This window comes from Microbacterium tenebrionis, from assembly GCF_020682665.1.
Lineage (GTDB): Bacteria > Actinomycetota > Actinomycetes > Actinomycetales > Microbacteriaceae > Microbacterium > Microbacterium tenebrionis.
In genome coordinates this window covers 794,962-819,317 of the sequence record NZ_JAGTTM010000001.1, presented here as the reverse complement: position 1 = coordinate 819,317, position 24,356 = coordinate 794,962, and the positions used below count along the sequence as shown (strand labels likewise).

The window sequence follows — 24,356 nt, the reverse complement described above, 5'->3', positions numbered from 1 at the left end:
ATCCTCTCAGTGCGCCGACGTCCGGCGCTCGTCTGCCAGGATCGGCTCCCATTCCTTCTCGAGCTCGCGCTCGGCCTTGGTCGGGATGAAGCCCGCAGGCGCGTAGCGCTGGGAAGCCACCGGCTCGTCCTCGGTGTTCTCGCCGCCGCCGTTTCGGATCGCCTTGATCGTGACGAGGACCGCGACGATCATCACGATGATCGCGAGCACCACGAAGATGATCGACAGCGTGCCCTGCACGGCGGTGTTGCGGATGACGGCTTCGAGCACGGCGGTCTCGCCGAGGCTCGTGTCGCCCGACGCGAGTGCCTCCCGGTACTTGACGTTGTTCGCCCAATAGCCGATGGCGGGCACCGGGGAGAAGATCTTGTACATGGATGCCGTGATGGTGACCACGGCGGTGAAGGCGAGCGGAAGAGCCACGATCCACAGCCAGCGCAGGTAGTTCTTGCCGCGCTTGGCGACGATCGCCATCACCACGGCGAGCGCGATGGCCGCCAGCAGCTGGTTGGCGATGCCGAACAGCGGGAAGAACGTGTTGATGCCGCCGAGCGGGTCGGTGACGCCGAGGATGAGGATGTAACCCCAGCCGGCGACCATGATCGCGGTGCAGGTCCAGACGCCGGGACGCCACGAGACGTCGCGGAACTTCGGGAACCAGGCGCCGATCGTGTCCTGCAGCATGAAGCGGGCGACACGGGTGCCGGCATCCACAGCCGTGAGGATGAACAGCGCCTCGAACATGATCGCGAAGTGGTACCAGAAGGCCATGAGCGCCTGACCGCCGAGCGCCTGCTGCATGATGTGCGCGAGGCCGAGCGCGAGTGTCGGGGCGCCACCTGTGCGCGAGACGATCGACGGCTCGCCGACGGCCTGGGCCGTGCCGGTGAGGATCTCCGGCGTGATGTTCACGCCCGTGAGGCCCAGCGAGTTCACGAATGCCACGGCTCCTTCGACCGTGCCGCCGGTGGATGCCGCCGACGCGTTCATCGCGAAGTAGATGCCCTGGTCGATCGAGATCGCGGCGACGAGCGCCATGATCGCGACGAACGACTCCATGAGCATCCCGCCGTAGCCGATGAAGCGCGTCTGACGCTCCTTCTCGATGAGCTTCGGGGTCGTCCCCGACGAGATCAGGGCGTGGAAGCCCGACAGAGCACCGCAGGCGATCGTGACGAACAGGAACGGGAACAGGGGCCCGGCGAACACCGGACCGAGGCCGTTCTCGCCGAAGACCGTGACGGCGGGGACCGAGATCTCCGGGCGCACGATCACGATCGCGCCGGCGAGCATGACGATGACGCCGATCTTCATGAACGTCGACAGGTAGTCGCGCGGGGCGAGCAGCAGCCACACGGGCAGGATCGCGGCGATGAAGCCGTAGACGATGATGCCCCAGGCGATGACCTCGCGGTCGAGGTGGAACATCGCGGCGCCCCACTCGGTGCCCGCGACCCAGCCGCCGCCGATGATCGCGCCCATGAGCAGCACGAAGCCGATGATCGAGACCTCGGTGACCTTGCCGGGGCGCAGGAAGCGCAGATACACCCCCATGAACAGCGCGATCGGGATCGTCATCGCGACCGAGAAGACGCCCCACGGGCTCTCGCCGAGGGCGTTGACGACGACGAGGGCGAGGATCGCCACGATGATGATCATGATGAGGAGGGCGGCGATGATCGCGGCCGAGCCGCCGATCCTGCCGAGCTCCTGCCGCGCCATCTGGCCGATCGTGCGGCCGCCGCGGCGCATCGAGAAGAACAGGACCGTGTAGTCCTGCACGGCGCCGGCCAGCACGACGCCGACGATGATCCAGATCGTGCCGGGGAGGTAGCCCATCTGCGCGGCGAGCACGGGCCCGACGAGCGGGCCGGCGCCGGCGATCGCGGCGAAGTGGTGGCCGTAGAGGATGCGCCGGTCGGTGGGGACGAAGTCCTTGCCGTCCTGCTTGACCTCGGCGGGCGTCGCACGCCGGTCGTTCGGGCGTGTTATGTAGCGCTCGATGACCTTCGAGTAGAAGCGGTAGCCGATCAGGTAGGTGCAGACCGCGGCGAACACGAACCAGATCGCGTTGACGGTCTCACCGCGGACGATCGCGAGCATCGTCCAGGCGACAGCGCCCAGCAGCGCGATCGCGGCCCAGAGGATGATCTTCGGCAGAGTCCAGCGGGATTCCTTGGCATCCTGCTCAGGAGTGAGAGAGGTGGGCGGGAGGTTCGGATCGCCGACGAGCTCGGGCTCGCCGTCCAAGGTGGCGCCGGCCCGTGAGCGGCGCGAAGAAGGTGATGACATGGATGCTCCTTGTGTGCGCGTCATTGCGTGATCCAACGCTAGGAACCGGACGGGGCCGATGCGGGGCGATCGGCAGGCGGATGCGACGAGCGGCACCGACCGGGCGACGAACGGCTTTTCACCGGCTGCCGCCGGGCCCGTGCGACGACCGCGCCGCTAGGCTGATCTGGTGCCGAAGAACCGCGTCCCGTCGACCCGCGTGCTGCTCATCTGCGCCGCTGTCGGCGTGGCGACCGGACTCGTCTCGGCCGGATGGGCGGGCCTCCACGTCATCGCCGCAGCGGGCGCGATTCCGCTGTACGGACTCGTCCTCGGATTCCACGTCCTCCCCGGGGTCATCGCCCAACAGGTTCTGCGGGCTCCGTGGGTGGCACTCATCACGCATGCGATCGCAGCGCTGATCGGCCTCGCCTTCGTCCCCGCCATGGCGGGGCGCTATCTGCTCGCCGCCGTCGTGTTCGGGGGCGTGCAGGAGGGCGTGTCCGCCCTCACCCGGTACCGGCACTGGGAGCCCTGGCGGTTCCTGCTGTCCTCCGCCGTCACCGGCATCGTGATCGCCGTGCCGCTGTGGTTCGCATTCCACGTCTCGACGCTCGCACCGTGGGCGGCGGCCGGCTTCGCCGTGCTCTTCGTCATCGGCCCTGTGGTGTGGACTGTGATCGGGCTCGCGATCGGCAGCGCCCTGCGCAGAGCGGGCGTCATCCGCGTCTGACCCGTCGCGCCCCGCATGCGGTCGTATGCGCATCAGGTAAGGCTCAGCTAACCTGAAGGGGTGCCTCCGTCCGCGCCTCTTCTCCGCGTGCGTGATCTGTCGATCACCCACGCCGGCGCGACGCACCCCTCACCGAGGTCCGTCAGCGTCGATTTCGCGCCCGGCGAGGTCGTGCTCGTGCTCGGCCCGAGCGGATCGGGCAAGTCCACCCTGGCGCTGGCGTTGAACGGCCTCATCCCCCAGTCGGTGCCCGCGACCGTCACCGGCTCGGTCGAGGTCCGGGGCCGGAGCACCGCCGAGACCCCGGTTGCCGCACTCAGCGCCGACGTCGCGATGGTGTTCCAGGACCCCGATGCGCAGATCGTCACGGGCACCCTGCTCGACGAGGTCGCGTTCGCGCTCGAGAACCTCCTCCTTCCTGTCGACGAGGTGCTCTCGCGGTCGGAGCAGGCACTGCGCCGTGTCGGGCTGTGGGACCGTCGCGGGTGGAACCCCGATCGCCTCTCCGGCGGAGGGCGCCAGCGTCTGGCGATCGCGTGCGCCATCGCGATGGAATCGCCCGTGATCGTGCTCGACGAGCCGACGGCGAACCTCGACGCTCAGGGCATCGACGACGTCTACGAGGCGCTCGCAGATCTCGTCGCAACCGGCGATCGGGCGATCATCCTCGTCGAGCACAACCTGGATGCCGCGATGCGCTTCGCGACCAGGGCGATCGTCCTCGACCAGCAGGGGCGGCTCGCGTTCGACGGCCCGGTCGGGCAGGTGCTGCGCGAGAACACCGACGAACTGCTGACGATGGGCGTGTGGCTGCCCGCCGCGACGCTCGCGGGTCGGATGCTGCGCGAACGCGGCATCCTGCCCGACGACGCTCCGCTGCCGCTGACCCCCGAAGAGCTCGCGGGGATGGTGGGCGACCCGCAGGTGGATCTCCCCCACGGGGCGTTGAGCGGGCGCAGCGAGACGAAACGGATTGAGCGAGCCGAAGGCGAGTCGAAATCGTCCGCGGCGATCATCCAGGCTCGGAACCTCACCGTGAAGCGTGGCCGCGCCGAGCTCCTGCACGGCATCGACCTCGACATCCCCGCAGGTTCCCTCACCGCCGTCGTCGGCGCGAACGGCGCCGGCAAGACGACCCTCATCCAGGCGCTGGCCGGGGTCGTCCCGCCACCACGCGGCCGCGTCGTGATCGGCGACCTCGACCCGGGTCGGGCGTCCCCGCGCGAGATCGCCTCGCGCATCGGCTTCGTGTTCCAGAACCCTGAGCACCAGTTCATCGCGCACACCGTCTTCGACGAACTCGCCCACGGGCTCCGCCTTCGCCGCGTGCCGGATGCCGAGATCGCGAAACGCGTCGGCGAGATGCTCCGGCGGTTCGGGCTCGAGCACAAGGCCGAGGTGCATCCGTTCCTGCTCTCCGGCGGCGAGAAGCGGCGGCTCTCGGTCGGCACAGCCCTGATCACCCGCCCCGGTGTGCTCGCCCTCGACGAGCCGACCTTCGGGCAGGACCGCGCCCGCGCCGACGAGCTTCTGCGCCTGCTGGCGGACCTCCGCGCAGACGGCACCACGGTCCTCATCGTCACGCACGACCTGCAACTCGTCGCCGACCACGCGACGCACACCGTGATCCTCGCCGAGGGGCGGGTGCACGCATCGGGACCGACCGCCGAGCTGTTCGCCGCGGACGGGCTCTTCGAGTCGGCGGGCCTCCGCCTCCCCGCGCTGCACCGCGCCCTGAATCCGCGGCTGCGCGGCATCCTCGCGGAGGCCGCCGGATGACCGCCATCACCTCGCCCACGGCGACCGTCGACCCGTATTCGCTCGGAGTCCCGGCCCCGGCACGGCTCTACCTGAACCATCTCAATCCTCTGGCCAAGGTGGCGGCGGTCCTGCCGGCGATCGTCCTGCTCGTCTTCGTGCAGGATCTCGAGACGCCGCTGTGGTTCATCGCGCTCGCCTATGCGCTGATCGTCTCCGGCACCCGCATCACCGCGCGCACGGCGGCGCTGCTCTTCCTCGCGATCCCTCTCGGTGTCGCACTCATCGGATTCGGGTTCTCGCTGTGGGTGGACGCCGCCGGCGTCGACGGCACCGCGCCGCTGCTCCGGGTCGGCGAGTGGACGCTGTTCACCGGCGCCCTCGAGATCGGGTTCGCGACCGCCCTGCGACTGGCATCCATCCTCGCCCTCGCCCTCATCGGCGGGCTCACCACGGCCGGGCCCGACCTCGTGCGCGCGAGCATCCAGCAGCTGCGCGTTCCGTACCGGATCGGTTACACGGCGCTGGCCGCCTACCGCTTCGTGCCGCGGTTCGGGTACGAGCTGAGCGTGATCCGCGCAGCCCACCGGGTGCGCGGCCATCACGGCGGCGGCGGGCCGTTCGCGCGCCTGGCCCGCGGCTGGGGGTACATCGTGCCGCTGCTGGCCGGTGCCATCCGGCATGCCGAGCGCGTCGCCCTGGCGATGGATGCCCGCGCCTTCGGCGCCCACCCGACACGGACCGAGCGACACCTCGTGCCGTTCCGCACCCGCGACACCGTCTTCATCGCCGCGTTCATCGCGGCATCCGCCCTGATCTTCTCGCTCACGTTCCCGTGGGCACCCGCCTGAGAGGCACAGCATGGCATTCAGCAAACAGGTCAAGCCGCACAGCACGCAGCTCATCCCCCTCGAGGTGCTCCGCACCGAACGGCTCGCGCCGCACTGGATGCGCGCCACCCTCGGCGGCGGCGAGATCGAGAAGTATCGTCCGATGGGCTACGACCAGTGGTTCCGGCTGTTCATCCCGGTCGCCGGAGACGCCGGACTCGAACGCGTACCGGCGAAGGCGCACAAGCTGTTCGGCTACCTCAAGTTCCTGCGGATCCCCGACGGCGAGCGACCGGTCATGCGCAACTACACGGTGCGCGCGTACCGGCCGGCCGCGGGCGATCGCGGAGCCGAGATCGACGTCGACTTCGTCCTGCACGGTTCGGCCGCCGACGGCACGGCTGGTCCGGCATCTCGCTGGGCGGAGACCTGCGAGCCGGGTGACCGCGTGCTGATCATCGACGAGGGGCTGATGTTCAACCCGGAGCGCGGCACCGATCGTGTCGTGCTCATCGGCGACGAGACGGCGCTGCCGGCGATCGCCTCGATCTGCGCATCGCTGCCGGAGACGGCGTCCGGAACCGTGATCATCGAGGTGCAGAGCCAGGACGACGCCCTCGGATTCGCGCATCCGGTCGACGTGAGCGTGCAGTGGCTCGCGCGACCGCATGCGGCCGTGCCCGGGGCGCTCGCGCTCGAGGCGCTGCGCGGGATCGCTCTGCCGGATGCTCCGTTCCACGCGTACGCGGCGGGAGAGCAGGCGCTCGCATCCGGGGCGCGCAAGCAGCTCGTCACCGAGCGCGGCGTCGATCGGAACGCCGTCAGCTTCTGCGGCTACTGGAAGGTCGGCGCCGCATCGCCGAGCTCGAAGACGGCCCGTGAGATCGCCGCGGAGCCGCTGGCATGAGCGGCACCGCCCCGCGCAGATCGGCGATGCCGACGACGCTGCTGTTGACCTGCGCCGCGCTCGGCGTGGCCGGCGGGCTGCTGCTGGCGCCCGCGAACTGGCTCTCGACCGTGCTGCTGTCGCTGGGCAACCCGACGCTGTCGGTGGCGATCACGGGACTGTGGGTGCTGCCGTCGGTGATCGCGCTGCGGCTGCTGCGCCGGCCCCTGGTCGGCATCCTCGTCGGCATCATCGCCGGGCTCGTGATCGTGCCGTTCTCGGGGTATGGCTTCTACAGCGTGATCACGAACGCGTCCTGGGCGCTGCCGGCCGAGCTGCCGTTCATGCTCGTGCTGTGGCGGTACTGGAAGACCTGGATGCACTACGCCGGAGCGGCCGTGCTCGGCGTGGTCTACCCGCTGTTCTCGTGGGAGTTCTTCCACATGGGATCGCAGCCGCTGTGGTCGCAGATCCTCTTCTTCGCGGTCACGTTCGCCAGCTGCATCGGCGCGACCGCGCTCGGCATCCTCATCGCTGATCGACTGCGCGCCGCCGGCGTCGGGCGGCGCTGAGGGCGCTGCTCACAGCGCGAGATGCGTCCGGAGCGTCTCGTCGATCGCGCCCATGAGCTCGGCGGGAACCCAGCCGACAGGACGGATGACTCGTTCCACCGCGATCGTGCGGATCTGCTCGGCCTGAGCCTTCGAATCCCGATCGAGACCCGTCGCCGCTGCCGGAAGCAGCACCTGAAAAGGCAGCACCCGCGTGATGTTCGACGTCACCGGCACGACGGTGGTCGTCGCGTTCGGAGTGCGCGCGGCCACACCGTTCGCAGCGTTGTTGCCGACGATCACTGCGGGCCGCGTTTTGCGGGATTCCGACGCCACCGCCGGATCCAAGGACACCACGACGATCTGGCCCCGGCGCAGCAGGCTCACGGTCACGCCGACGCCAGTCCGTCGTCGGCCGCGAGGTCCCAGTCCTCGTCGTAGCCCTCGGCGAACGCTTCCGCGTAGGCGTCCGCGAGGCGGCTCTCCCGCAGAAGTCGAACAGCGTCCTGCACTGCCGCCGAGCGCGACGCGTACCGCCCGCCCAGCGCTTCCGCGTCGAGGAAGGCCAGGTCGGATTCGCTCAGGCTGAGACTGATCTTCGTGGTGCCCATGCGGGCCATGCTACTCCGGTGGTACCGAGAGTGCTACCGGAGTAGCATGGCCGGCAAGCGCGTCAGCGCTTGCCGGCGATCTGACGGCCGACGAGGTCGCGCATGATCTCGTTCGTGCCGCCGTAGATGCGGTGCACGCGGGCGTCGGTGAAAGCGCGGGCGATCGGATACTCCATGATGTAGCCGTAGCCGCCGTGCAGCTGCACGCCCGTGTCGAGCACCTCCCACTCGCGCTCGGTGGCCCAGTACTTGACCTTGGCGGCATCCTCGGCGGTGAGCTTGCTGTCCTTGTAGGCGAGCAGCGCGCGGTCGATGTACGCCCACATAACCTCGGTCGTGGTGACCATGTCGGCGAGCTGGAATCGGGTGTTCTGGAAGTCCGCGATCCGCTCGCCGAACGCCTCGCGGTCCTTCGTGTAGGCGATGGTCCAGTCGGTCGCAGCCTGCGCGGCAGCGGCCGCGGCGACGCCGATCGAGAGGCGCTCGAGCGGCAGGTTCATCATCAGCTGGATGAAGCCCTGACCCTCCTTGCCGCTGATGAGGTTCTCATCGGGCACGAAGACGTCGGTGAAGCTGAGCTCGGCGGTGTCCCAGCCGTGGAAGCCCATCTTCTTGAGCTTCTTGCCCTGGTCGAACCCCTCCATGCCCTTCTCGAGGATGAGCAGGCTGAATGCGTCGGGGCGGTTCCCCTCGCCGGTCTTCACGAACGTGACGACGATGTCGGCGGTGGTGCCCGACGAGATGAAGGTCTTCGCGCCGTTGACGATGTAGCCGCCGTCGACCTTCTTCGCGTTGGTCTTGATGCCGCGGAGGTCCGAGCCCGCACCCGGGTCGGTCATGGCGAGAGCGCCGAGCACCTCACCGCTGGCCATGCGGGGCAGCCACTTCTCCTTCTGCTCCTGCGTGCCCATGTGCACGAGGTAGGGGACGGCCAGGTCGTCCTGGATGCCGAAGGCGCCCGCCAGCGAACCGGCACCGGCCGCGATGACCTCTTCCATGACGATGGTGCGGAAGCGGTAGTCCTGCAGCATCCCGGCGCCGCCGAACTCCTCGGGGACGGAGAGGCCGATCAGGCCCGCCTCACCGGCGGCGAGCATGGTCTCGCGGTCGATCTCGCCCGCGGCTTCCCACTTCTCGATGCTCTCGGTGCTCACGTGCCGCTTGACGAAGTCCTTGACCAGGTCGCGGAATGCCTCGTGGTCCTCGTCGTAGATGTCGCGTTCCATGCCGTCCTCCCGAACGTGTCTGGCTTCTTTGCTCCGGCGAGTCTATGCCGGAGTGCGGATGCCGCGGCAGGGCGTTGTGAGAATGCATCCCACGATGCGTGAGACCGGGTTCCGCGTTTGTGGGATGCCACAGAACCGCCGGATCACGTGGATTCAGTGCGCGTAGTCGGGGGCGGCGGGCAGCCCGAAGAACGCCTCCAGCGTGTGGTAGCCGCCCTCGTGATACGCGGCGGCCAGAGACGGGCCGATGTACCGCAGATGCCAGGGCTCGGGTTCGTAGCCGGTCGTGCCGGTCGCGCCCGATTCGTACCGCACGATGAACCCGTACTCCCACGCGTGCGCTGCGACCCAGTCGCTCTCGGGCGTCCCGCCGAACCCGGCTATCTCGCCGCAGCCGGCGCTGCACGCGACGACGTCGACGGCGAGACCGGTCTGGTGCTCGCTGAACCCGGGGCGCGCCGAGCCCCGGTCGGCGTTCTCCTGCCCCTCGGTGCTCACGAAACCGGTGTAGTTCGAGACCTGGAGCCGGTAGGACCGGTAGGAGTTGTTCATCCCGAGCGAGCCCGCACCGGCGTCCGCGAGATCGGTTGACATCGCGCCGAGGGCGGTGGCGGCATCCGGGTGGATCAGGCGGGATGCCGTCGTCTGCTGGATCGGGGAGGCGACGAGATCGGCGGGGACGTAGTCGGTCGGCACGAGGGGGCGCGCCTTGTTGACGACCACCCACGCGCGGGTGGGATCCGCGAGCGAGATGCAGGGGGCGTTCCCCGCGACGACGGCCTCGCGGAACGCAGCGCCGCCACCGAAGGCCGCGACCACCGCCTCATCGTCTCCCGCATCGAGCGCTCCGGCCACTGCCGTGTCGGCGCACGGGTCGGCGGCGAGGGTCGACGCGACCTCGACACCGGGAAGCTCGCCCGCGGCGGCGGGGACCGGCGGCACAGCGGCGTCGACCGCCATCGGCACGTCGGCCAGCGCCCACAGCGCTCCGAGCGCGGTGACCGCTATCCCGATCGGCAGCGCGACGGAGAGGGCACGGTGTGGACGCGACGCGTGCCGCGGGTACCGGGCGTCGCTCATCGTTCCATTGTCGCTTAAGTCGGATCGAACATAAGTCGCACATCGGGTTGACTTGTCTTCGATTCTTTGTTCGAATGATGGCATGCGGTGGCAGGGACAGACGATCGACGATGCGGATGCCGCAGCGCTCCCCGGCCTCGAGAACCGCACCGGCATCGTCCACTCGGTGACGACGCCCGAGTTCGCCGGCATGACCTTCCACGAGGTGCTGGCGAAGTCGGCGCTCAATCGCGTCCCCGGCGGATCACGGATGCCGTTCAGCTGGACGATCAACCCGTACCGCGGATGCAGTCATGCCTGCGTTTATTGCTTCGCTCGTGGGACGCACCACTACCTCGATCTCGATGGCGGCGGAGACTTCGACTCGCAGATCGTCGTGAAGACGAATGTCGCCGAGGTCCTGCAGCGCGAGCTGCGCCGCGGCACGTGGAACCACGAGACCGTGGCCCTCGGCACGAACACCGACCCGTATCAGCGGGCGGAGGGACGCTACCGGCTCATGCCCGACATCATCCGGGCTCTGGCGGAGTCGGGCACGCCGTTCTCGATCCTCACGAAGGGCACGTTGATCCGGCGCGACATCCCGCTGCTGGTCGAGGCTGCGACGTCGGTGCCCGTCGACGTGCAGATGTCGATCGCGATGTACGACGACGAACTGCAGCATTCGATCGAACCGGGCACGCCGTCGACGCAGGCGCGTCTGGACACCGTCCGCGCGCTGACGGATGCGGGGTTCCGGGTCGGCGTGTTCCTCATGCCCGTCCTTCCGCACTTGACCGACTCGGTGGAGCAGATCGACCAGGCGCTCCGGCGCATCAAGGCCTCCGGAGCCGACCACGTCATCTACGGCGCGCTGCACCTGCGCGCCGGCGTCAAGCCGTGGTTCCTGCAGTGGCTGGAGCGCGAGCAACCCGAGCTGATGTCGTCGTATCGCGGGCTCTACCCGGGGGCTGCCGCCGAGGCGCCGAGGGCGTACCGGCAATGGCTGGCGAAACGGATCCGACCACTGATCCGCGCGCACGGGCTCGAGGCCCGGCACTCGGATGACGCCTTTCCGGAGCGAACGCTCACCAGGCCGGCCGTCCTCACACCACCGGCGCCTCCCCCGCAGCCGACGCTGTTCTGAGCCCGGCACCGCGCCGCGTAGGCTCGAGAGCTATGGCAATCGGTTCGACGATCCACACGTTCGCGGTGCAGCTGGCAGACATGGACCGGGGCGTCTACGACGATCTCGCGCTGCGCGTGGCGAAGCATCCGTCCGAGACGGACGCGTACATGGTGACCCGGTTGCTGGCCTACTGCCTCGAATACGTCGAGGGGATCGAATTCGGTTCGGGCATCTCGTCCACGGACGAGCCGGCCGTGATCGCGCGCGACCTGACCGGCGCCGTCACGGCGTGGATCGAGGTCGGCGCACCCGATGCCGAGCGCCTGCACCACGGCAGTCGACTCGCCGAACGCGTCGCCGTGTACACGCACCGCGATCCCGTCAAGGTCATCGCGCCGTGGGCAGGCAAGAAGATCTACAACGCCGAGGCGATCGAGGTGTTCGGTTTCGACCCCGGATTCGTCGACCAAGCGGCGGGACTTCTCGAGCGCCGCAACGCCGCCACGCTGACCGTGACCGAGCGGCAGCTCTACCTCGACCTGAACGGCACGACGTTGAGCTCCGCCGTTCACGCGCGCCCCGCGGTGTGAGAGCGGGGCGCGCGCCGACGGCGATCAGGCGGTGAGGTCGGCGTCGGACGGCATGCGTCCGGCGAGCTCCTCGATGACGTCGTCGCCGAGGCGCGCCGGCTCGAACGGCGCGTCGATCTCGGCGCGCTCGAGCAGCTCGTTCATACGGCGCTGACGCTGACGCGTGATGAGCGTGACGACCCGGCCCGAGCGACCCGCACGGCCGGTACGGCCGGCACGGTGCATGTACGTCTTGTACTCGTCGGGAGCATCGGCCTGGATCACCAGATCGATGTCGTCGACGTGGATGCCGCGGGCTGCGACATCCGTCGCGACGAGCACGTTCACGCGGCCCGAGGTCATCTTCTGCAGGTTGCGCGTGCGCTTGGCCTGGTTCAGGTCGCCGTGCAGCGAGACGGCCGGGATGCCGGCATCTTCGAACTGCTCGGCGAGCATCTCGGCGTAAGCGCGGGTGCGGGCGAAGACGAGCGTCTTGCCGTCGCGGTCGACCATCGAGGTGAGGATCTCGGCCTTGTCGCGGTGGTCGATCACGAGCACGCGGTGGTCGATCGTGCTCGAGTCCTGGTCCTCGCCGGCGACCTCGTACACGGCGGGGTCCACGAGGAACTCGTCGACGAGGGCTGCGACCTCGCGGTCGAGCGTCGCCGAGAACAGCAGCTTCTGGCTGCCCTCCTGCGTGTGACGGAGGATCCGCTGCACGGGCTCGACGAAGCCGAGCTCGCACATGTGGTCGGCCTCGTCGAGCACGGCGATGCGGCAGTCGGACAGGTCGAGCTTGCCCTGGTTGATGAGATCCTCGACGCGACCGGGCGTGCCGATCACGATGTCCACGCCCTTCTTGAGCGCACCGACCTGGCGTCCCTGCGGCACGCCGCCGTAGATCTGCGTGGTGAACAGGCCGACGCTGCGGGCGATCGGCTGCACCGTGCGGTCGATCTGCAGCGCGAGCTCACGGGTCGGGGCGAGGATGATCGCGCGCGGCGCGCGGCCGATCTCGCGGCGCTTGCCGGCCTGCGAGGTCAGGATGCTCTCGACGAGCGGCGCCCCGAACGCGATGGTCTTGCCCGAGCCGGTACGGCCCCGGCCGAGCACGTCGCGTCCCTCGAGGATCGAGGGGATCGTCGCGCCCTGGATCGGGAACGGGGCGGTGGCGCCCATGTTCTTCAGCGTCTCGACGATGTTCGAGCCGAGTCCGAGGTCGGCGAACGTCGTGCCCTCGACCTCGGGGGCAGCTACGACCTGGGCCTCGAGGCGCTCGTGGACGACGTCCTCGGTCGGCTCGAAGCGCGCCGGAGCCTGCTTGTTCCAGTCGTCGCGGCTCGGAAGCTGCGCGCGGTCGTCACGGCGGGCGCGGTCAGTCGCGCCCCGGTCGTCGCGACGCGGTCGGTCGTCGCGGTCGAAACGGGGACGGTCATCACGACGGGTGCGGTCGTCACGGGTGAACGGACGGCGGTCATCGCGTGCGGGGCGCTCGTCGCGGTCGAAGCGCGGACGGTCCTCGTTGTGGCGCGGGCGCTCGTTGCGGTCGTTCGTGAACGGACGACCATCCCGAGCCGGACGGTCATCCCGGGCCGGACGAGCATCACGGTTGAACGACCGACGATCGCCGCCGCGCTCATTGCGATCGTTGAACGACCGACGGTCGTCGCGAGCCGGACGATCGTCGCGACCCGACGACCGACGGTCGCCGCCACGGTCATTGCGATCGTTGTTGAACGACCGACGGTCGCCGCCACGGTCATTGCGATCGTTGTTGAACGACCGACGGTCGCCACTGCGGTCATCGTTGTAGCGAGGACTCTCGCTGCGGTCGCTGTGGAAACGAGGGCGGTCGCCCTGGAAGCGGGGACGCTCGCCGCCGCGCTCGTCGCGGCGGGGACGGTCCTCGTACCGGCGGTCGCCGGTGGCGCGGTCATTGCCGTAGCGCGGACGCTCGCCGTACGAGCCGCGGGAGTCCTGCGAGCGCTCGTCGCGGTGATGGGGTGCCTCGCGGCGTCCGGACGCGGCGCGGCCGCGGATGCCGCGAGCCTCGTCGCGACCGGCGCGCTCCTGGTCGGTCCAGCGGCGCTTGGGCGCGCCGCCGTCGGCCTCGGCGGGGCGGTAGCCGCGATGACTCGGGCTGCGGCTGCCAGGCCGCTGCCCGGCCTGCCCTGAGCCTGTCGAAGGGCTCTTGCTGCCGGGGCGGCGGTCGAAGCCGCGATCGGACGTGCGGCTGCGGTCGGAGGAGAAGCCGCGGTCGCCGGCATCCGTGCGCTCGTCACGGTTATCACGATCGGGGCGACCGGCACCGGGCCGCCCGCCGGCGTGACGGTCGTGGAACGAGGTCTTCTTCGCGTAGCGCGGCTCGAAGTTGCGGGACGGGCGACCGCCCTTGGGCTTGCCGTTCTTGGGCATGGTGTTTCCTGACTGTCTCTGACACGAGAACAGCATCCGCGGGCGGCGCACAGAGATCAGCGCACGGCGGACATACCCGAGCATCCATCGGCCGGGGCCATTCATGTGATGGTTTATGAACCATCGGCCCCTGGGCTCACACTTTGATTCAGATCCCCCGCGTGACGCGGGTGCCCGAAGCCGACGCCCCAAGCCTACCGGACGCACCTGGGAGAGCCCTCGTACGATGTGCAGGTGACCTCCCTCTCCCCCACCGGAACCCAGATCCACCTGACCCGCGGCGCTGTGACGGCGCAGATCGCCCAGGTCGGAGCATCCCTGCGCGGCCTCGCGATCGGCGGGGTCGACCTCGTCGCCCGCTATCCCGAGGACGTACCGACCCCGTCGTGCTCCGGTGTCGTCCTCGCACCGTGGCCGAACCGCATCCGCGACGGCAGGTGGTCCGACGGCGACACGGTGCGCCAGCTCGCGATCACCGAGCCGAAGTTCGGCAACGCGAGCCACGGGCTGCTGCGCTTCACCGCCTACGGGATCGAGCAGACGGATGCCGCGGTCACCCTGAGCGCGACGATCCACCCGCAGACGGGGTACCCGTACGAGGTCGCGACGACGGTCACGTACACGCTGACGGATGCCGGCGTCCTGGTCACGCACGAGCTCACGAACCGGTCCTCCGAGAGCGCGCCGGTCGCGCTCGGCACCCACCCGTTCGTCACGATCGGCGACGCGGATCCGCGCGAGCTCGTGCTGCGCGTTCCGGCTGCGACGCAGTTCGACGTCGATGATCGGATGCTGCCGACCGGCACCTCACCGGCGCCCGAGTCGCTGCGCGACGGCGTGCGGCTCGGAGACGTCGACCTCGACACCGGCTTCACCGACCTCGACCGCGACGCGGACGGACGCGTGCGGCACACCCTCGCCGCACCCGACGGCCGGCGGCTCACTCTCTGGCAGGGCGGGGGCTTCGATTACGTGCAGGTGTACACGACCGAGGCGTACCCGGGCCAGGACCTCGCCGTCGCCATCGAGCCGATGACGGCTCCCGCCGACGCGTTCAACAGCGGTCACAGCATCCGGCGCCTGGCGCCCGGCGAGACCTGGACGCTGGAGTGGGGCATCGAGCTCGGCTGAGCGGCCGACGCCCCCTCCCCATTCCCACAGACCTCTCCGCGCCGACGAGACCTCCTCGTATCGACGTGAATACGACGGGGTCTCGTAGGCAGGGAGAGGTCTGTGCGCGGGGAATCGGGGATCAGACCTGGTGCTCGCGCAGCTCGCGACGCGTGAGCGGGTGGTCGGGGTGGTCCGGCTCCTCCGGCGCGGGATCGGCGCTGCCGCCCGACGCCGCGGCATCGGGCCCCGCCTTGCGGGCGGCCCGGCGCTCGCGCGCACCCTCGACGAGGTTGTAGAGCGTCGGCAGCACGATCAGCGTCAGCACGGTCGACGACACGAGACCGCCGATCACCACGATCGCGAGCGGCTGCGAGATGAACCCGCCGTGCCCGGTGATCCCCAGCGCCATCGGCGTGAGAGCGAAGATCGTCGCGAGCGCCGTCATGAGGATCGGGCGCAGACGCTTCTCACCGCCGGCCATCACGGCATGCGCCGTCGACAGACCCTTCTCGCGGTATTGGTTCACGAGATCCACGAGCACGATCGCGTTCGTGACCACGATGCCGATGAGCATCAGCACGCCGATCAGCGATGCCACGCCCAGCGGGACGCCCGTCACGATCTGCAGCAGGATCGCGCCGGTCGCGGCGAACGGCACCGACACGAGCAGCAGCAGCGGCTGGCGCAGCGACTTGAAGGTGGCGACCATGACGACGTAGACGATGAGGATCGCGGCGAGCATCGCGAGTCCGAGCTGCGAGAACGAGTCGGCCTGCTGCGACGCGACGCCTCCGACCGAGGCGGACGCGCCGTCCGGCAGATCCACGGCCTCGAGCGCCGCGTTCACCGACGCCGTGGCGGTGGCGAGGTTGTCCGATGACGGCGGCACCGTGATGGTGACGGTCCGCCGGCCCTGCTCGGTCGTGATCGACGTCGGCCCCTCGGCCTGCTCGACGGTCGCGACGTCCTGCAGCTCGATGAGCCCGGTGGCTGTCGGGATCGTGAGCGTGCGCAGCTCGTCGATCGTCGCCGGCGGTTCGGATGCTGCGAGATACACGGTCAACGCGGTGTCGTCGAGCTCGACCGAGCCGATCTGCTGCGGGCGCATCGTGCTGGACACGAGCGATCCGACCGCGACCTCGCTCAGCCCGCGCGCAGCAGCCTCGTCGCGGTCGACGACCACGGCGATGTAGGGCAGGGATGCGGCGAGGTTGTTCGTGACCTGGCCGATGCCGTCGCGTCCCTCGAGCTCGGCGGTCACGGCATCCGCAGCATCCGAGAGCGCCTCGCTGTTCGGTGCGGTGATGTCGACCTCGATGTCGGTGGACCCGAATCCGGCGGAGGCCGCGACGCTGATCTCGCCGACGCCCTCGAGACCGTCCACGGCATCCTGCACATCGGCACGGAGCCTCTCCTGGTCGACGCCCGACTCCGTCATGATCGAGTACGTGACCCCGGCACCGCCGGAGAAGGCGTCGCGCAGCGCCGAACCGCTCGAACCGATCGACACCTGGATGTTCTCGACGCCGTCGATGCCCTCCAGGGCGTCCTCGACGACGGCGGCAGCCTCGTCCTTGGCCTCGAGACTCGCGGACGGGCCGAGGTCCTGCGTCACGGTCATGGTGTTCTGACCGGTGTCGCTGAGGAAGTTGATCTTCATCAGCGGCGCCGCCGCGAGCGTGGCGCCGAGCACGACGACTGCGATGATCACCGTGAGTCCGGAGTGCTTCAGCGTCCAGTGCAGGATCGGACGGTAGCCGCGCTGCAGCGGTGTGGGCGGGGCATCCGGATGCTCGGGGTCGATCACCTGGCCGTCGGCATCCGTGAGCTCCTTGCCGGGCTTCAGGAACCAGTACGCCAGCACCGGCACGATCGTCAGCGCCACGAGGAGCGATGCGACCATCGCGATCGCGACCGTCATCGCGAACGGCCGGAACAGCTCGCCGACCATGTCGCCGACGAACACGATCGGCAGGAACACCGCGACCGTCGTGATGGTGGATGCCGTGATCGCCGCGGCCACCTCCTTCACGGCGAGGCGGATCGCGTCGCCCTTGTCGGCATCGCCGACATAGTGCCTCTTGATGTTCTCGATCACGACGATCGAGTCGTCGACCACGCGTCCGATCGCGATCGTCAGGGCGCCGAGGGTGAGGACGTTCAGCGAGTAGCCGAACGCCTGGAGCCCGATGAAGGTGATGAGCACGCTCGTCGGGATCGAGATCGCCGTCACGAGCGTCGAGCGGATCGACAGGAGGAACACGAGGATGACGATCACCGCGAACACGAGCCCGAGCAGGCCCTCGGTGGCCAGCGTCTCGATCGACTGCACGATGAACGGCGCCTGGTCGAAGACGACCGTGAACTCCGCATCGGGGAAGGTCGCCTTCAGCTCGTCGATCGCGGCGATGACACCGTCGGAGACCTCGACGGTGTTCGCCGCGGGGAGCTTGGTGATCGAGATCGTCAGCGCCTCTTCGCCGTTGACGCGCGAGATCGAGGTCACCGGCTCCGTGGTCAGCTCGACGGTCGCGACGTCGGCGATCGTGGCATCCGTTCCGACCAGCGGGAGCGCCGCGAGCTCGTCGACCGAGGTGATCTTCGCGCCGGTCTGCACCGTCAGCGTCTCGCCGTTCTCGGTGATGTCGCCGCCGGGGAACAGGGTGCCGTTCTGATCGAGCGCGTCGCGGATCGCCTGTGTGCTGACGCCGGCTGCGGCGAGCTCGGCCTGGTCGGGCGTGATCGTGATCTGCTGCCCGAGCCCGCCGATGATCTCGGCGGCGTTCACGCCGTCGACGTCCTCGAGCGCGGGGACGGCGACGTTCTCGAGATCGGCCTGCGCGGTCTCGGCATCCGCGAACCCGGTCACCGCGACCTGAATCACGGGGAAGTCGTCGATTGACACCGAGAGCACCTGCGGCTCGACGTCGTCGGGCAGCGTGGAGGAGATCCGGTTGATCGCCTGCTGCATCTTCTGCTCGGCGGTCGCGAGGTTCTCGCCGTACGTGAACGTGGCCTGGATGATCGAGGCGTTCGTCGTGCTCGTCGCACTGGTCTCCTCGAGCCCCGGCACCCCCTGGATCGCCGTCTCGATGGGCGTGGAGACATCGTTCTCGACGACCTCGGGGGATGCTCCGGGGTAGGTCGTCATGACGACGAGCGACGGCAGCTCGAGCGAGGGGATGAGCTCCTGCTTGAGGTTCGTCAGGGCGAGCCCGCCGAACACGGCGGCGACGATCGTGATGAGGGCGATCAGCGCACGGTTGCGCAGACTCAGAACGGCGAGTTTCGACACGAATGGTTCTCTCTGGGTCAGGTGGTGCTCTGGTCGCCTGCGAGGATGCCGGCGAGCGCTGTTTCGATGATGTGGCGAGGCAGCGGAACGTCGTTGATCTGCGAGTGCCACAGTACGCCGTCGAGGAAGACCGCTGCAGCCGTCGCCCGCTCCGCCCCGTGCGCGGGTTCGAGCATGCCGATGATCGCGTGCGAGAACGTGCGGATGAGCTCGCGGAGCTTCGGGTCGTGCACGGCGGCGGTGACGACAGCGCGGTCGGCGTGCACGGCCGGCGCATCGGTCAGCGCGGCAGAGGCGAACTCGGCGATCGACGCGGCGGAGGCGCCGTCGGCGGCGAGCGCGTCGCGCATCCGCTGCAGGTGCGCTTCGACGTGTTCGACCAGCAGCGCCAGCGCGGCCTGACGCAGATCGTCGAGCGTGTCGAAGTACTGCGTCGTGGCACCCAGGGGCACATCGGCGCGCGCGGCGACGAGGCGATGGGTGATCGCGTCGACGCCGACCTCGACGATCAGCTCGGCCGCGGCGAGCACGATCGCGCTCCGCCGGGCCTCGGGATCGCGACGACGACGCGTGGACTCGGGCATGGTCCTCCTGGACATCTGTACATGTACGTTTGTACAGAACAGATCTGTGCGCCGGCTGAGTCGGACTGCTCTCAGATCAGGAAGCCGACGCCGAGTCCGGCGAGCGCGGCGAGAACCGCACCGGCGAACGTTCCGATCACGTGCCCGACCGACGCGGGTCGATCGCCGTCGCGCCACAGTGCGATCGCGTCGAGCATCGCCGTGCTGAAGGTCGTATAACCGCCGAGCAGGCCCGCCCCGACGATGAAAGCGGCATCGGGGACGGATGCCGTGACCACCCCGAGCGCGAACGACCCGGTGAGGTTGACGATGACGATCCCCCAGGGGAAGCGCCCGCGTGTCAGCGACATGATCCCGAGATCGACGAGATAGCGTAGGCCGGCGCCGACGCCGCCGGCGACGGAGGCGAGCAGGAAGACAAGCGGCGTCATGCCTGTCGCCTCCTGCCCACGCGCATCCCCGCGACGGCTGCCGCGACGCCGAGCACGATGGTGAGGGCCGCGTACGCTGCGGCGAGCAGCGGCGCCTGCGACCAGAGCTCGACCGTGCCGACGGCGAAGGCGCTGTAGGTCGTGAAGCCGCCGAGAATGCCGGTGCCGAGGAAGACCCGGCGGTCCGAGGAGCCAGGCAGCCGTACGGCCAGGATGCCGATGAGCAGCGCCCCGACAGCATTCGCGATCAGCGTCGCGACGGGGAATCCGCCGACGTCGGGCACCAGCAGTCCGATGCCGAGCCGGGCCGCGGTGCCCAGCATCCCGCCGATCACGACGAGGAGCAGCCGGCGGAGGGTCACGCGGCAACTCTAGTCGGGACATCCGCCCGCCTCGATCCGGAGGAGATCTCACGGACGGGAGGACGGATGCCGGGCGCACCGCCCTCCGTTTCGTGAGATCTCCTCCCGTGCACGCCGCGAGCGGAGTAGCCTGCGGGGCATGCCGGCTTCCGCACAGACCCTGGAATGGCTTCTCGACTCCGACCCGGCGATCCGCTGGCAGGTCGAACGCGACCTGGTCGGGGCGCCTGAGGAGGTGTGGCAGGCGACGCGGGAGCGCGTCGCGACGGAGGGTTTCGGCGCAGCGTTGCTGGCGAAGCAGGACGCGGACGGCCGCTGGGCGGGCGGCGCGCACTTCCCGGCCGGGTTCTTCGACAGCGACGAGCGCGAGGAGCCGGGCCAGCCGTGGGTCGCGACGAGCTGGTCGCTCAAGGACCTGCGCGAATGGGGCGTGGATGCCGCAGCACTCGAGGGCATCGTCAGCAGGCTCGCGGAGAGCTGCCCGTGGGAGCACGACGACATGCCCTTCTGGGGCGGCGAGGTCGGTCTGCATCAACTCGTACACGCTCGCAGCCGGGGCGTGGCTCGGCGCCGATGTCTCGCGCCTGGCCGGGTGGTTCCCGGCGCACCGCCTCGCGGACGGCGGGTGGAACTGCGAGGCCGAGGAGGGCGACTCGGTGCGCTCCTCCTTCCACTCGACGCTCAACGCCGTGCGCGGCATCCTCGCCTACGGGCTGTTCACAGGCGACCTCTCGATGCGCGAGGCACGGCACGGCGGCGAGGAGTATCTGCTCGAACGGGGGCTCATGCGGCGGGCGTCCACCGGGGAGATCGTGGGGGATTTCGTGACGGAGTTCGTCTACCCGAACAGGCATCGGTACAGCGCACTGACGGCGCTCGATCACTTCCGGGATGCGTCGCTCGCAGAGGGCTCAGCCCCGGATGCGCGGATGCACGAAGCCGTCGAGCTCGTGCGCTCGATGAGGCAGCCGGACGGCACCTGGTTGCAGACGACTCCCCTCCCCGGATGGACGTGGTTCGACGTCGATGTCGGGGAAGGGGAGCCGTCGCGCTGGCTGACCCTGATCGGCACGCGAGTGCTCGACTGGTGGGACGCCGGCTATCAGAGGTTCGCCTCGGCGTAGGTGCGCAGCGCGTCGCGGACGAACTCCGCGCCGCGTGTGCTGCCGTCGGCCGTGGCGTAGTTCGCGCCGAAGCGCGGGTCGGCGACGTACATCTCACCGAGTCCCGTGACGTACGCCTTGACCTCAGCATTCGGTCCCTGAGCCTGTCGAAGGGCGGATGTCGGCGTGCCGGGCACACCTGTCAGCCAGTCCACGTGGCGCTTCGCGAGCGCCTGGGCCTCATCGGACTCGGGTGCCGCGCCGCTCTCGGCGGCGGCGACCCAGTCGCGGGAGAGATCCGAGACGCGCTGCTGCCACTCGGCCTTCTCGTCGGCGGAGAGACTCCGCCACCAGCGGTCGCCGTCGGCGTAGGCCTTCTTGCCCCAGCGCTCCTCGACCTCTTCCTTGTACCGGGTGTGATCGAACCCGTCGAACATGTTCTCTGCCATGAGAGATTCACCTGCTTTCAGTGCGTTGATGGTTGATTCGACCGCCGCGATCTGCCGCGACAGCCGATTCTGCTCCTCGCGCAGGTACGCGAGGTGCGTCTCGAGAGCGGATGCTTCGCGCACTCCCTCGCGGGAGAGCACCTCAGAGATCTGCGGCAGCCCGAGCCCGAGCTCGCGCAGCAGCAGGATCCGCTGCAGACGGACGAGGGCCGCCTGGTCGTAGTGCCGATAGCCGTTCTCGGCGACGCGCGACGGGGCGAGCAGTCCGATGTCGTCGTAGTGACGCAGCGTTCTGCTCGTGGTTCCCGCCAGCTTCGCGATCTCCTGGATCGACCAGTCCTGTGCGCTCACAGCATCCCTTCCGTTCTCGATACTTCAACGGTAGAAGTTGACGTTACGTCAAGGTCAAGGCAAATCTCGAAGGAACTTAACGAACTCGCGATATATCGTGTTACTCTCGCTTCAACGCGATATATCGCGACCGACGAACTCAGGAGAGAACATGACCGAGAAGTGGCTCATCGCCCCCGGCGAGGAACGCGTCATCGACATCGCCCAGGCGACCCGACTCAAGGTCGGCCTGGTCGGCGGGCAGGTCGACGTCATCGCCCACGACGACCCCGGCATCCGCATCGAGGTGAGCGGCGTCACCGTGAAGGACCTCCGCATCGAATCCGACGGCGCCCAGATCGAGATCGACCACCCGCAGCTGGGCTGGGACAACTTCCTCGAGGTCTTCCGCAACTTCGGTTCCGGCGGACCGAAGGCCGAGGTCAGCATCGCCGTCCCCCGCAGCATCGCCCTGAACCTCGGCGTCGTCAGCGCCGGCGCCCTCGTGTCGGGCCTCGCGAACAACGCGCGCCTGAACACCGTCTCCGGCGACATCATCGTCGACACCCACACCGGCGACCTCACTCTGAACTCCGTTTCCGGCGACGTACAGGTGCGCGGCCTCACGGGTACCGCGAACGCGAACAGCGTCTCGGGCGACGTCGCACTGACCGGATCCGTGCGCAAGGCGACCGTCGACACGGTCTCCGGCAGCATCTGGGTGGATGCCTCCGGTGCCGTGGGCGCCATCAACCTGAACACGGTCTCCGGCAACAGCACGATCCGACTCGAAGAGACCCTGCCGGCGAACTACGTCGTGCGCTCCTTGAGCGGCAAGGTCACGATCGACGGCATCGACCGCGGAACCTCCGGACCGACGAGCTTCACCGGGTCCACGGGAGAGCTGGCAGGATCCTTCGTCGACGTCCGCTCGAACTCCGTCTCGGGCGACACCACGGTGCTGCGCCGGGCACTCACGACCGTCGCTGACGATGAGGAGTGGGACTCGTGACCCCGGCCGTCTTCTCGCACGGCGACCTGCGCCTGTACCTGCTGTCGCTGCTCGCCGAGGCGCCGCAGCACGGATACGGCATCATCCAGGCGCTCACCGACCGCACCGGCGGCACGTACACGCCGAGCGCCGGCACCATCTACCCTCGGCTGGCGAAGCTCGAAGGGGAGGGCCTGGTCACCAAGACCGTCGACGGCCGCACCACGATCTATGCGATCACCGATGCCGGACGCGCCGAGCTCGCCGAGCGCGAGGGCGACCTCGCCGGGATCGAATCGGGACTCGCTGATTCCGTCCGGCTGATCGCCAACGAGGTGCGCCAGAGCGTGCAGTCGGCGATGAAGAGCCTGCGCGCCGACCTCGCCGCCGCAGCAGGCGCAGAACGCACGGCGGCGCAGTCGCGTCCGTCGACCTCGACGCCGACGGGCGACGAGCGGGCGGGCAGCCGCGAACAGCTGCACAGGGCGGATGCCGCGGTCAACGCCTTCCGCGCCCAGGTGCGGACCGACCTGCGCACGCACGTCGCCCGCGGCGGGGTGCTTGCAGCGACCGTCGTCACCGAACTCGAGAACGCGCTGGATGCCGCAGCGCACGCCGTCACACGCGCGCTCGACTCCCCCGAGCGCTGAATCATCCAGAGACCCCGTCTTCTCGACGAGACCCCGCCGTAGCGACGCGTGTACGACGGGGTCTCGTCGCTGACGCGGGGTCTGTGCGGGGCTGGACGGCGCTACTCGGTCCAGATCTCGGGCTGGTCGTCCGGAACCGCGTCCTCCAGCGGCACCACGAGAACAGAGCGGTGCTGCCGGTGGGCGAGCCGGGCGGCCACCGAGCCGGTGAAGAACTCGCGGATCGATTCGCCCAGGCCGCGCTTGCGGGTGCCGACGACGATCAGCTGAGCGTCGAGCTTGTTCGCGAGCTGCTTGATCGCCAGAGCCGGGTCGCCGACGAGCTGACGGGCCGTCCACTTCAGGTCGGTGCCCTTCAGCGCGGTCGCTGCCGCAGCCTGCACCGCCTCGAACTCCGCGGCCCCGGCCTCGATGTTCAGGTCGATCGGCGCGGAGTGCACGTAGCCGTCCGGGTCCTCGTACGTGACGAAGCGCGTGACGTCGACGTGGGCGACGACGAGGGGCACTCCCAGCAGCTTCGCGTAGCGCGCCGCCTCATCGAGCACGCGACGGGGCTGATCGGGCTGCATGCCGACGATCACGGCCTTCTGGAGCTCGGCGTTCTGGGCCAGTTCGTCGGACGGGGAGGAGGCCTGGTCTGTCATGATGATCGTTCCCTTCACCTGCCGGCGAAGGCCAGAGGACCTGGCCCTCGTGCTATTCTGAATGCTACTCTTACCGGCCGCACGCCGGTGTCGTGAAATGCCCCGGGCGCCAGTTCGCCCGGCAGCTGAACTCGTTAGGGGGTCTCGCGCATGGGCCGTGGCCGTCAGAAGGCGAAACACACCAAAATCGCCCGCGAACTCAAGGCGTACAGTCCGTCGGTGAACTACTCCGCGCTCGAGCGCGAACTGGGTCACCCGTCGGATGACGAGAACGCCTACGTCGACAAGTGGGCCGACCAGTACGCGGACGAAGACGAAGACGAGCTCGAGAGGGCCTGAGCCCACCGACTCGTCGACCCCGTTGCC

23 protein-coding genes and 1 pseudogene are annotated in these 24,356 nt (G+C 69.2%); 12 read left to right on the top strand and 12 right to left on the bottom strand.

Features of this window, described 5'->3' with window-relative positions:
* Positions 1-6: 6 nt before the first annotated feature.
* Positions 7-2,292 (bottom strand): carbon starvation CstA family protein, encoded by a 2,286-nt coding sequence (locus tag KEC56_RS04155; protein WP_227529927.1) that lies wholly within the window; start codon positions 2,290-2,292, stop codon positions 7-9.
* Between the two features lie 169 nt (positions 2,293-2,461).
* Here KEC56_RS04155 and KEC56_RS04150 point away from each other — a divergent pair, with 169 nt between their 5' ends.
* The 5 genes from KEC56_RS04150 to KEC56_RS04130 are packed head-to-tail and all read left to right on the top strand — an operon-like array spanning position 2,462 to position 7,050.
* The gene (locus KEC56_RS04150; protein ID WP_227529926.1) at positions 2,462-3,004 is read left to right on the top strand and encodes an ECF transporter S component; all 543 of its coding nucleotides are present in this window, start codon (positions 2,462-2,464) and stop codon (positions 3,002-3,004) included.
* A 60-nt stretch (positions 3,005-3,064) separates the two neighbouring features.
* Positions 3,065-4,783: an ABC transporter ATP-binding protein gene (locus KEC56_RS04145; RefSeq protein ID WP_227529925.1), complete on the top strand. Its 1,719-nt coding sequence runs from the start codon at positions 3,065-3,067 to the stop codon at positions 4,781-4,783.
* Positions 4,780-5,613: an energy-coupling factor transporter transmembrane component T gene (locus tag KEC56_RS04140; protein WP_227529924.1), complete on the top strand. Its 834-nt coding sequence runs from the start codon at positions 4,780-4,782 to the stop codon at positions 5,611-5,613. The genes KEC56_RS04145 and KEC56_RS04140 overlap by 4 nt, the downstream gene beginning before the upstream one ends.
* A 10-nt stretch (positions 5,614-5,623) precedes the next feature.
* Entirely contained in the window at positions 5,624-6,499 is an 876-nt protein-coding gene (locus tag KEC56_RS04135; RefSeq protein ID WP_227529923.1) for a siderophore-interacting protein, read from the top strand.
* Positions 6,496-7,050, top strand: a complete 555-nt coding sequence (locus KEC56_RS04130) for an ECF transporter S component (protein ID WP_175986701.1) — start codon at positions 6,496-6,498, stop codon at positions 7,048-7,050. Before KEC56_RS04135 ends, KEC56_RS04130 begins: the two co-directional genes overlap by 4 nt.
* Positions 7,051-7,059: 9 nt before the next feature.
* On the opposite strand, the gene KEC56_RS04125 is transcribed toward KEC56_RS04130, so the two are convergent.
* From KEC56_RS04125 to KEC56_RS04110, 4 genes are all read right to left on the bottom strand, one after another.
* The gene (locus KEC56_RS04125) at positions 7,060-7,422 is read right to left on the bottom strand and encodes a type II toxin-antitoxin system PemK/MazF family toxin (RefSeq protein ID WP_227529922.1); all 363 of its coding nucleotides are present in this window, start codon (positions 7,420-7,422) and stop codon (positions 7,060-7,062) included.
* Entirely contained in the window at positions 7,419-7,640 is a 222-nt protein-coding gene (locus tag KEC56_RS04120) for a ribbon-helix-helix domain-containing protein (RefSeq protein ID WP_175986699.1), read from the bottom strand. The genes KEC56_RS04125 and KEC56_RS04120 overlap by 4 nt, the downstream gene beginning before the upstream one ends.
* Before the next feature lie 62 nt (positions 7,641-7,702).
* The gene (locus KEC56_RS04115) at positions 7,703-8,866 is read right to left on the bottom strand and encodes an acyl-CoA dehydrogenase family protein (RefSeq protein ID WP_175986697.1); all 1,164 of its coding nucleotides are present in this window, start codon (positions 8,864-8,866) and stop codon (positions 7,703-7,705) included.
* A 153-nt stretch (positions 8,867-9,019) separates the two neighbouring features.
* Complete coding sequence (locus KEC56_RS04110; protein ID WP_227529921.1) at positions 9,020-9,946, bottom strand: M15 family metallopeptidase; 927 nt, start codon at positions 9,944-9,946, stop codon at positions 9,020-9,022.
* Positions 9,947-10,028: 82 nt separating this feature from the next.
* On the opposite strand from KEC56_RS04110, the gene KEC56_RS04105 reads away from it, so the two are divergent.
* Positions 10,029-11,072 (top strand): Rv2578c family radical SAM protein, encoded by a 1,044-nt coding sequence (locus KEC56_RS04105; protein ID WP_227529920.1) that lies wholly within the window; start codon positions 10,029-10,031, stop codon positions 11,070-11,072.
* A 32-nt stretch (positions 11,073-11,104) separates the two neighbouring features.
* Positions 11,105-11,644, top strand: a complete 540-nt coding sequence (locus KEC56_RS04100; RefSeq protein WP_227529919.1) for a YaeQ family protein — start codon at positions 11,105-11,107, stop codon at positions 11,642-11,644.
* A gap of 24 nt (positions 11,645-11,668) precedes the next feature.
* Here KEC56_RS04100 and KEC56_RS04095 read toward each other — a convergent pair whose 3' ends face one another.
* Positions 11,669-14,038: a DEAD/DEAH box helicase gene (locus KEC56_RS04095; protein ID WP_227529918.1), complete on the bottom strand. Its 2,370-nt coding sequence runs from the start codon at positions 14,036-14,038 to the stop codon at positions 11,669-11,671.
* A 234-nt stretch (positions 14,039-14,272) separates the two neighbouring features.
* On the opposite strand from KEC56_RS04095, the gene KEC56_RS04090 reads away from it, so the two are divergent.
* The gene (locus KEC56_RS04090; protein ID WP_227529917.1) at positions 14,273-15,169 is read left to right on the top strand and encodes an aldose 1-epimerase family protein; all 897 of its coding nucleotides are present in this window, start codon (positions 14,273-14,275) and stop codon (positions 15,167-15,169) included.
* A gap of 121 nt (positions 15,170-15,290) precedes the next feature.
* Here KEC56_RS04090 and KEC56_RS04085 read toward each other — a convergent pair whose 3' ends face one another.
* From KEC56_RS04085 to KEC56_RS04070, 4 genes are all read right to left on the bottom strand, one after another.
* Positions 15,291-18,446, bottom strand: a complete 3,156-nt coding sequence (locus KEC56_RS04085; RefSeq protein WP_227529916.1) for an efflux RND transporter permease subunit — start codon at positions 18,444-18,446, stop codon at positions 15,291-15,293.
* A gap of 17 nt (positions 18,447-18,463) precedes the next feature.
* Positions 18,464-19,030: a TetR/AcrR family transcriptional regulator gene (locus KEC56_RS04080; protein ID WP_227529915.1), complete on the bottom strand. Its 567-nt coding sequence runs from the start codon at positions 19,028-19,030 to the stop codon at positions 18,464-18,466.
* Positions 19,031-19,101: 71 nt separating this feature from the next.
* Positions 19,102-19,461: a fluoride efflux transporter FluC gene (locus tag KEC56_RS04075; RefSeq protein WP_175986680.1), complete on the bottom strand. Its 360-nt coding sequence runs from the start codon at positions 19,459-19,461 to the stop codon at positions 19,102-19,104.
* Positions 19,458-19,823, bottom strand: coding sequence for a fluoride efflux transporter FluC (locus tag KEC56_RS04070; protein WP_227529914.1), 366 nt, complete (start codon positions 19,821-19,823; stop codon positions 19,458-19,460). Before KEC56_RS04070 ends, KEC56_RS04075 begins: the two co-directional genes overlap by 4 nt.
* Before the next feature lie 139 nt (positions 19,824-19,962).
* On the opposite strand from KEC56_RS04070, the pseudogene KEC56_RS04065 reads away from it, so the two are divergent.
* Positions 19,963-20,947: pseudogene (locus tag KEC56_RS04065) on the top strand (squalene cyclase).
* Here the strand turns inward: KEC56_RS04065 and KEC56_RS04060 are convergent.
* Positions 20,926-21,726, bottom strand: a complete 801-nt coding sequence (locus KEC56_RS04060) for a MerR family transcriptional regulator (RefSeq protein WP_227529913.1) — start codon at positions 21,724-21,726, stop codon at positions 20,926-20,928. The pseudogene KEC56_RS04065 and the gene KEC56_RS04060 sit on opposite strands and share 22 nt — an antisense overlap.
* Before the next feature lie 151 nt (positions 21,727-21,877).
* On the opposite strand from KEC56_RS04060, the gene KEC56_RS04055 reads away from it, so the two are divergent.
* Positions 21,878-22,717, top strand: coding sequence for a DUF4097 family beta strand repeat-containing protein (locus KEC56_RS04055; RefSeq protein ID WP_227529912.1), 840 nt, complete (start codon positions 21,878-21,880; stop codon positions 22,715-22,717).
* Positions 22,714-23,346: a PadR family transcriptional regulator gene (locus KEC56_RS04050; RefSeq protein ID WP_227529911.1), complete on the top strand. Its 633-nt coding sequence runs from the start codon at positions 22,714-22,716 to the stop codon at positions 23,344-23,346. Before KEC56_RS04055 ends, KEC56_RS04050 begins: the two co-directional genes overlap by 4 nt.
* Before the next feature lie 101 nt (positions 23,347-23,447).
* On the opposite strand, the gene KEC56_RS04045 is transcribed toward KEC56_RS04050, so the two are convergent.
* A complete protein-coding gene (locus tag KEC56_RS04045; RefSeq protein ID WP_227529910.1) occupies positions 23,448-23,990 on the bottom strand; it encodes a universal stress protein in 543 nt (180 codons plus the stop codon).
* A 150-nt stretch (positions 23,991-24,140) separates the two neighbouring features.
* On the opposite strand from KEC56_RS04045, the gene KEC56_RS04040 reads away from it, so the two are divergent.
* Complete coding sequence (locus tag KEC56_RS04040; RefSeq protein ID WP_175986667.1) at positions 24,141-24,329, top strand: DUF3073 domain-containing protein; 189 nt, start codon at positions 24,141-24,143, stop codon at positions 24,327-24,329.
* Positions 24,330-24,356 lie beyond the last annotated feature (27 nt).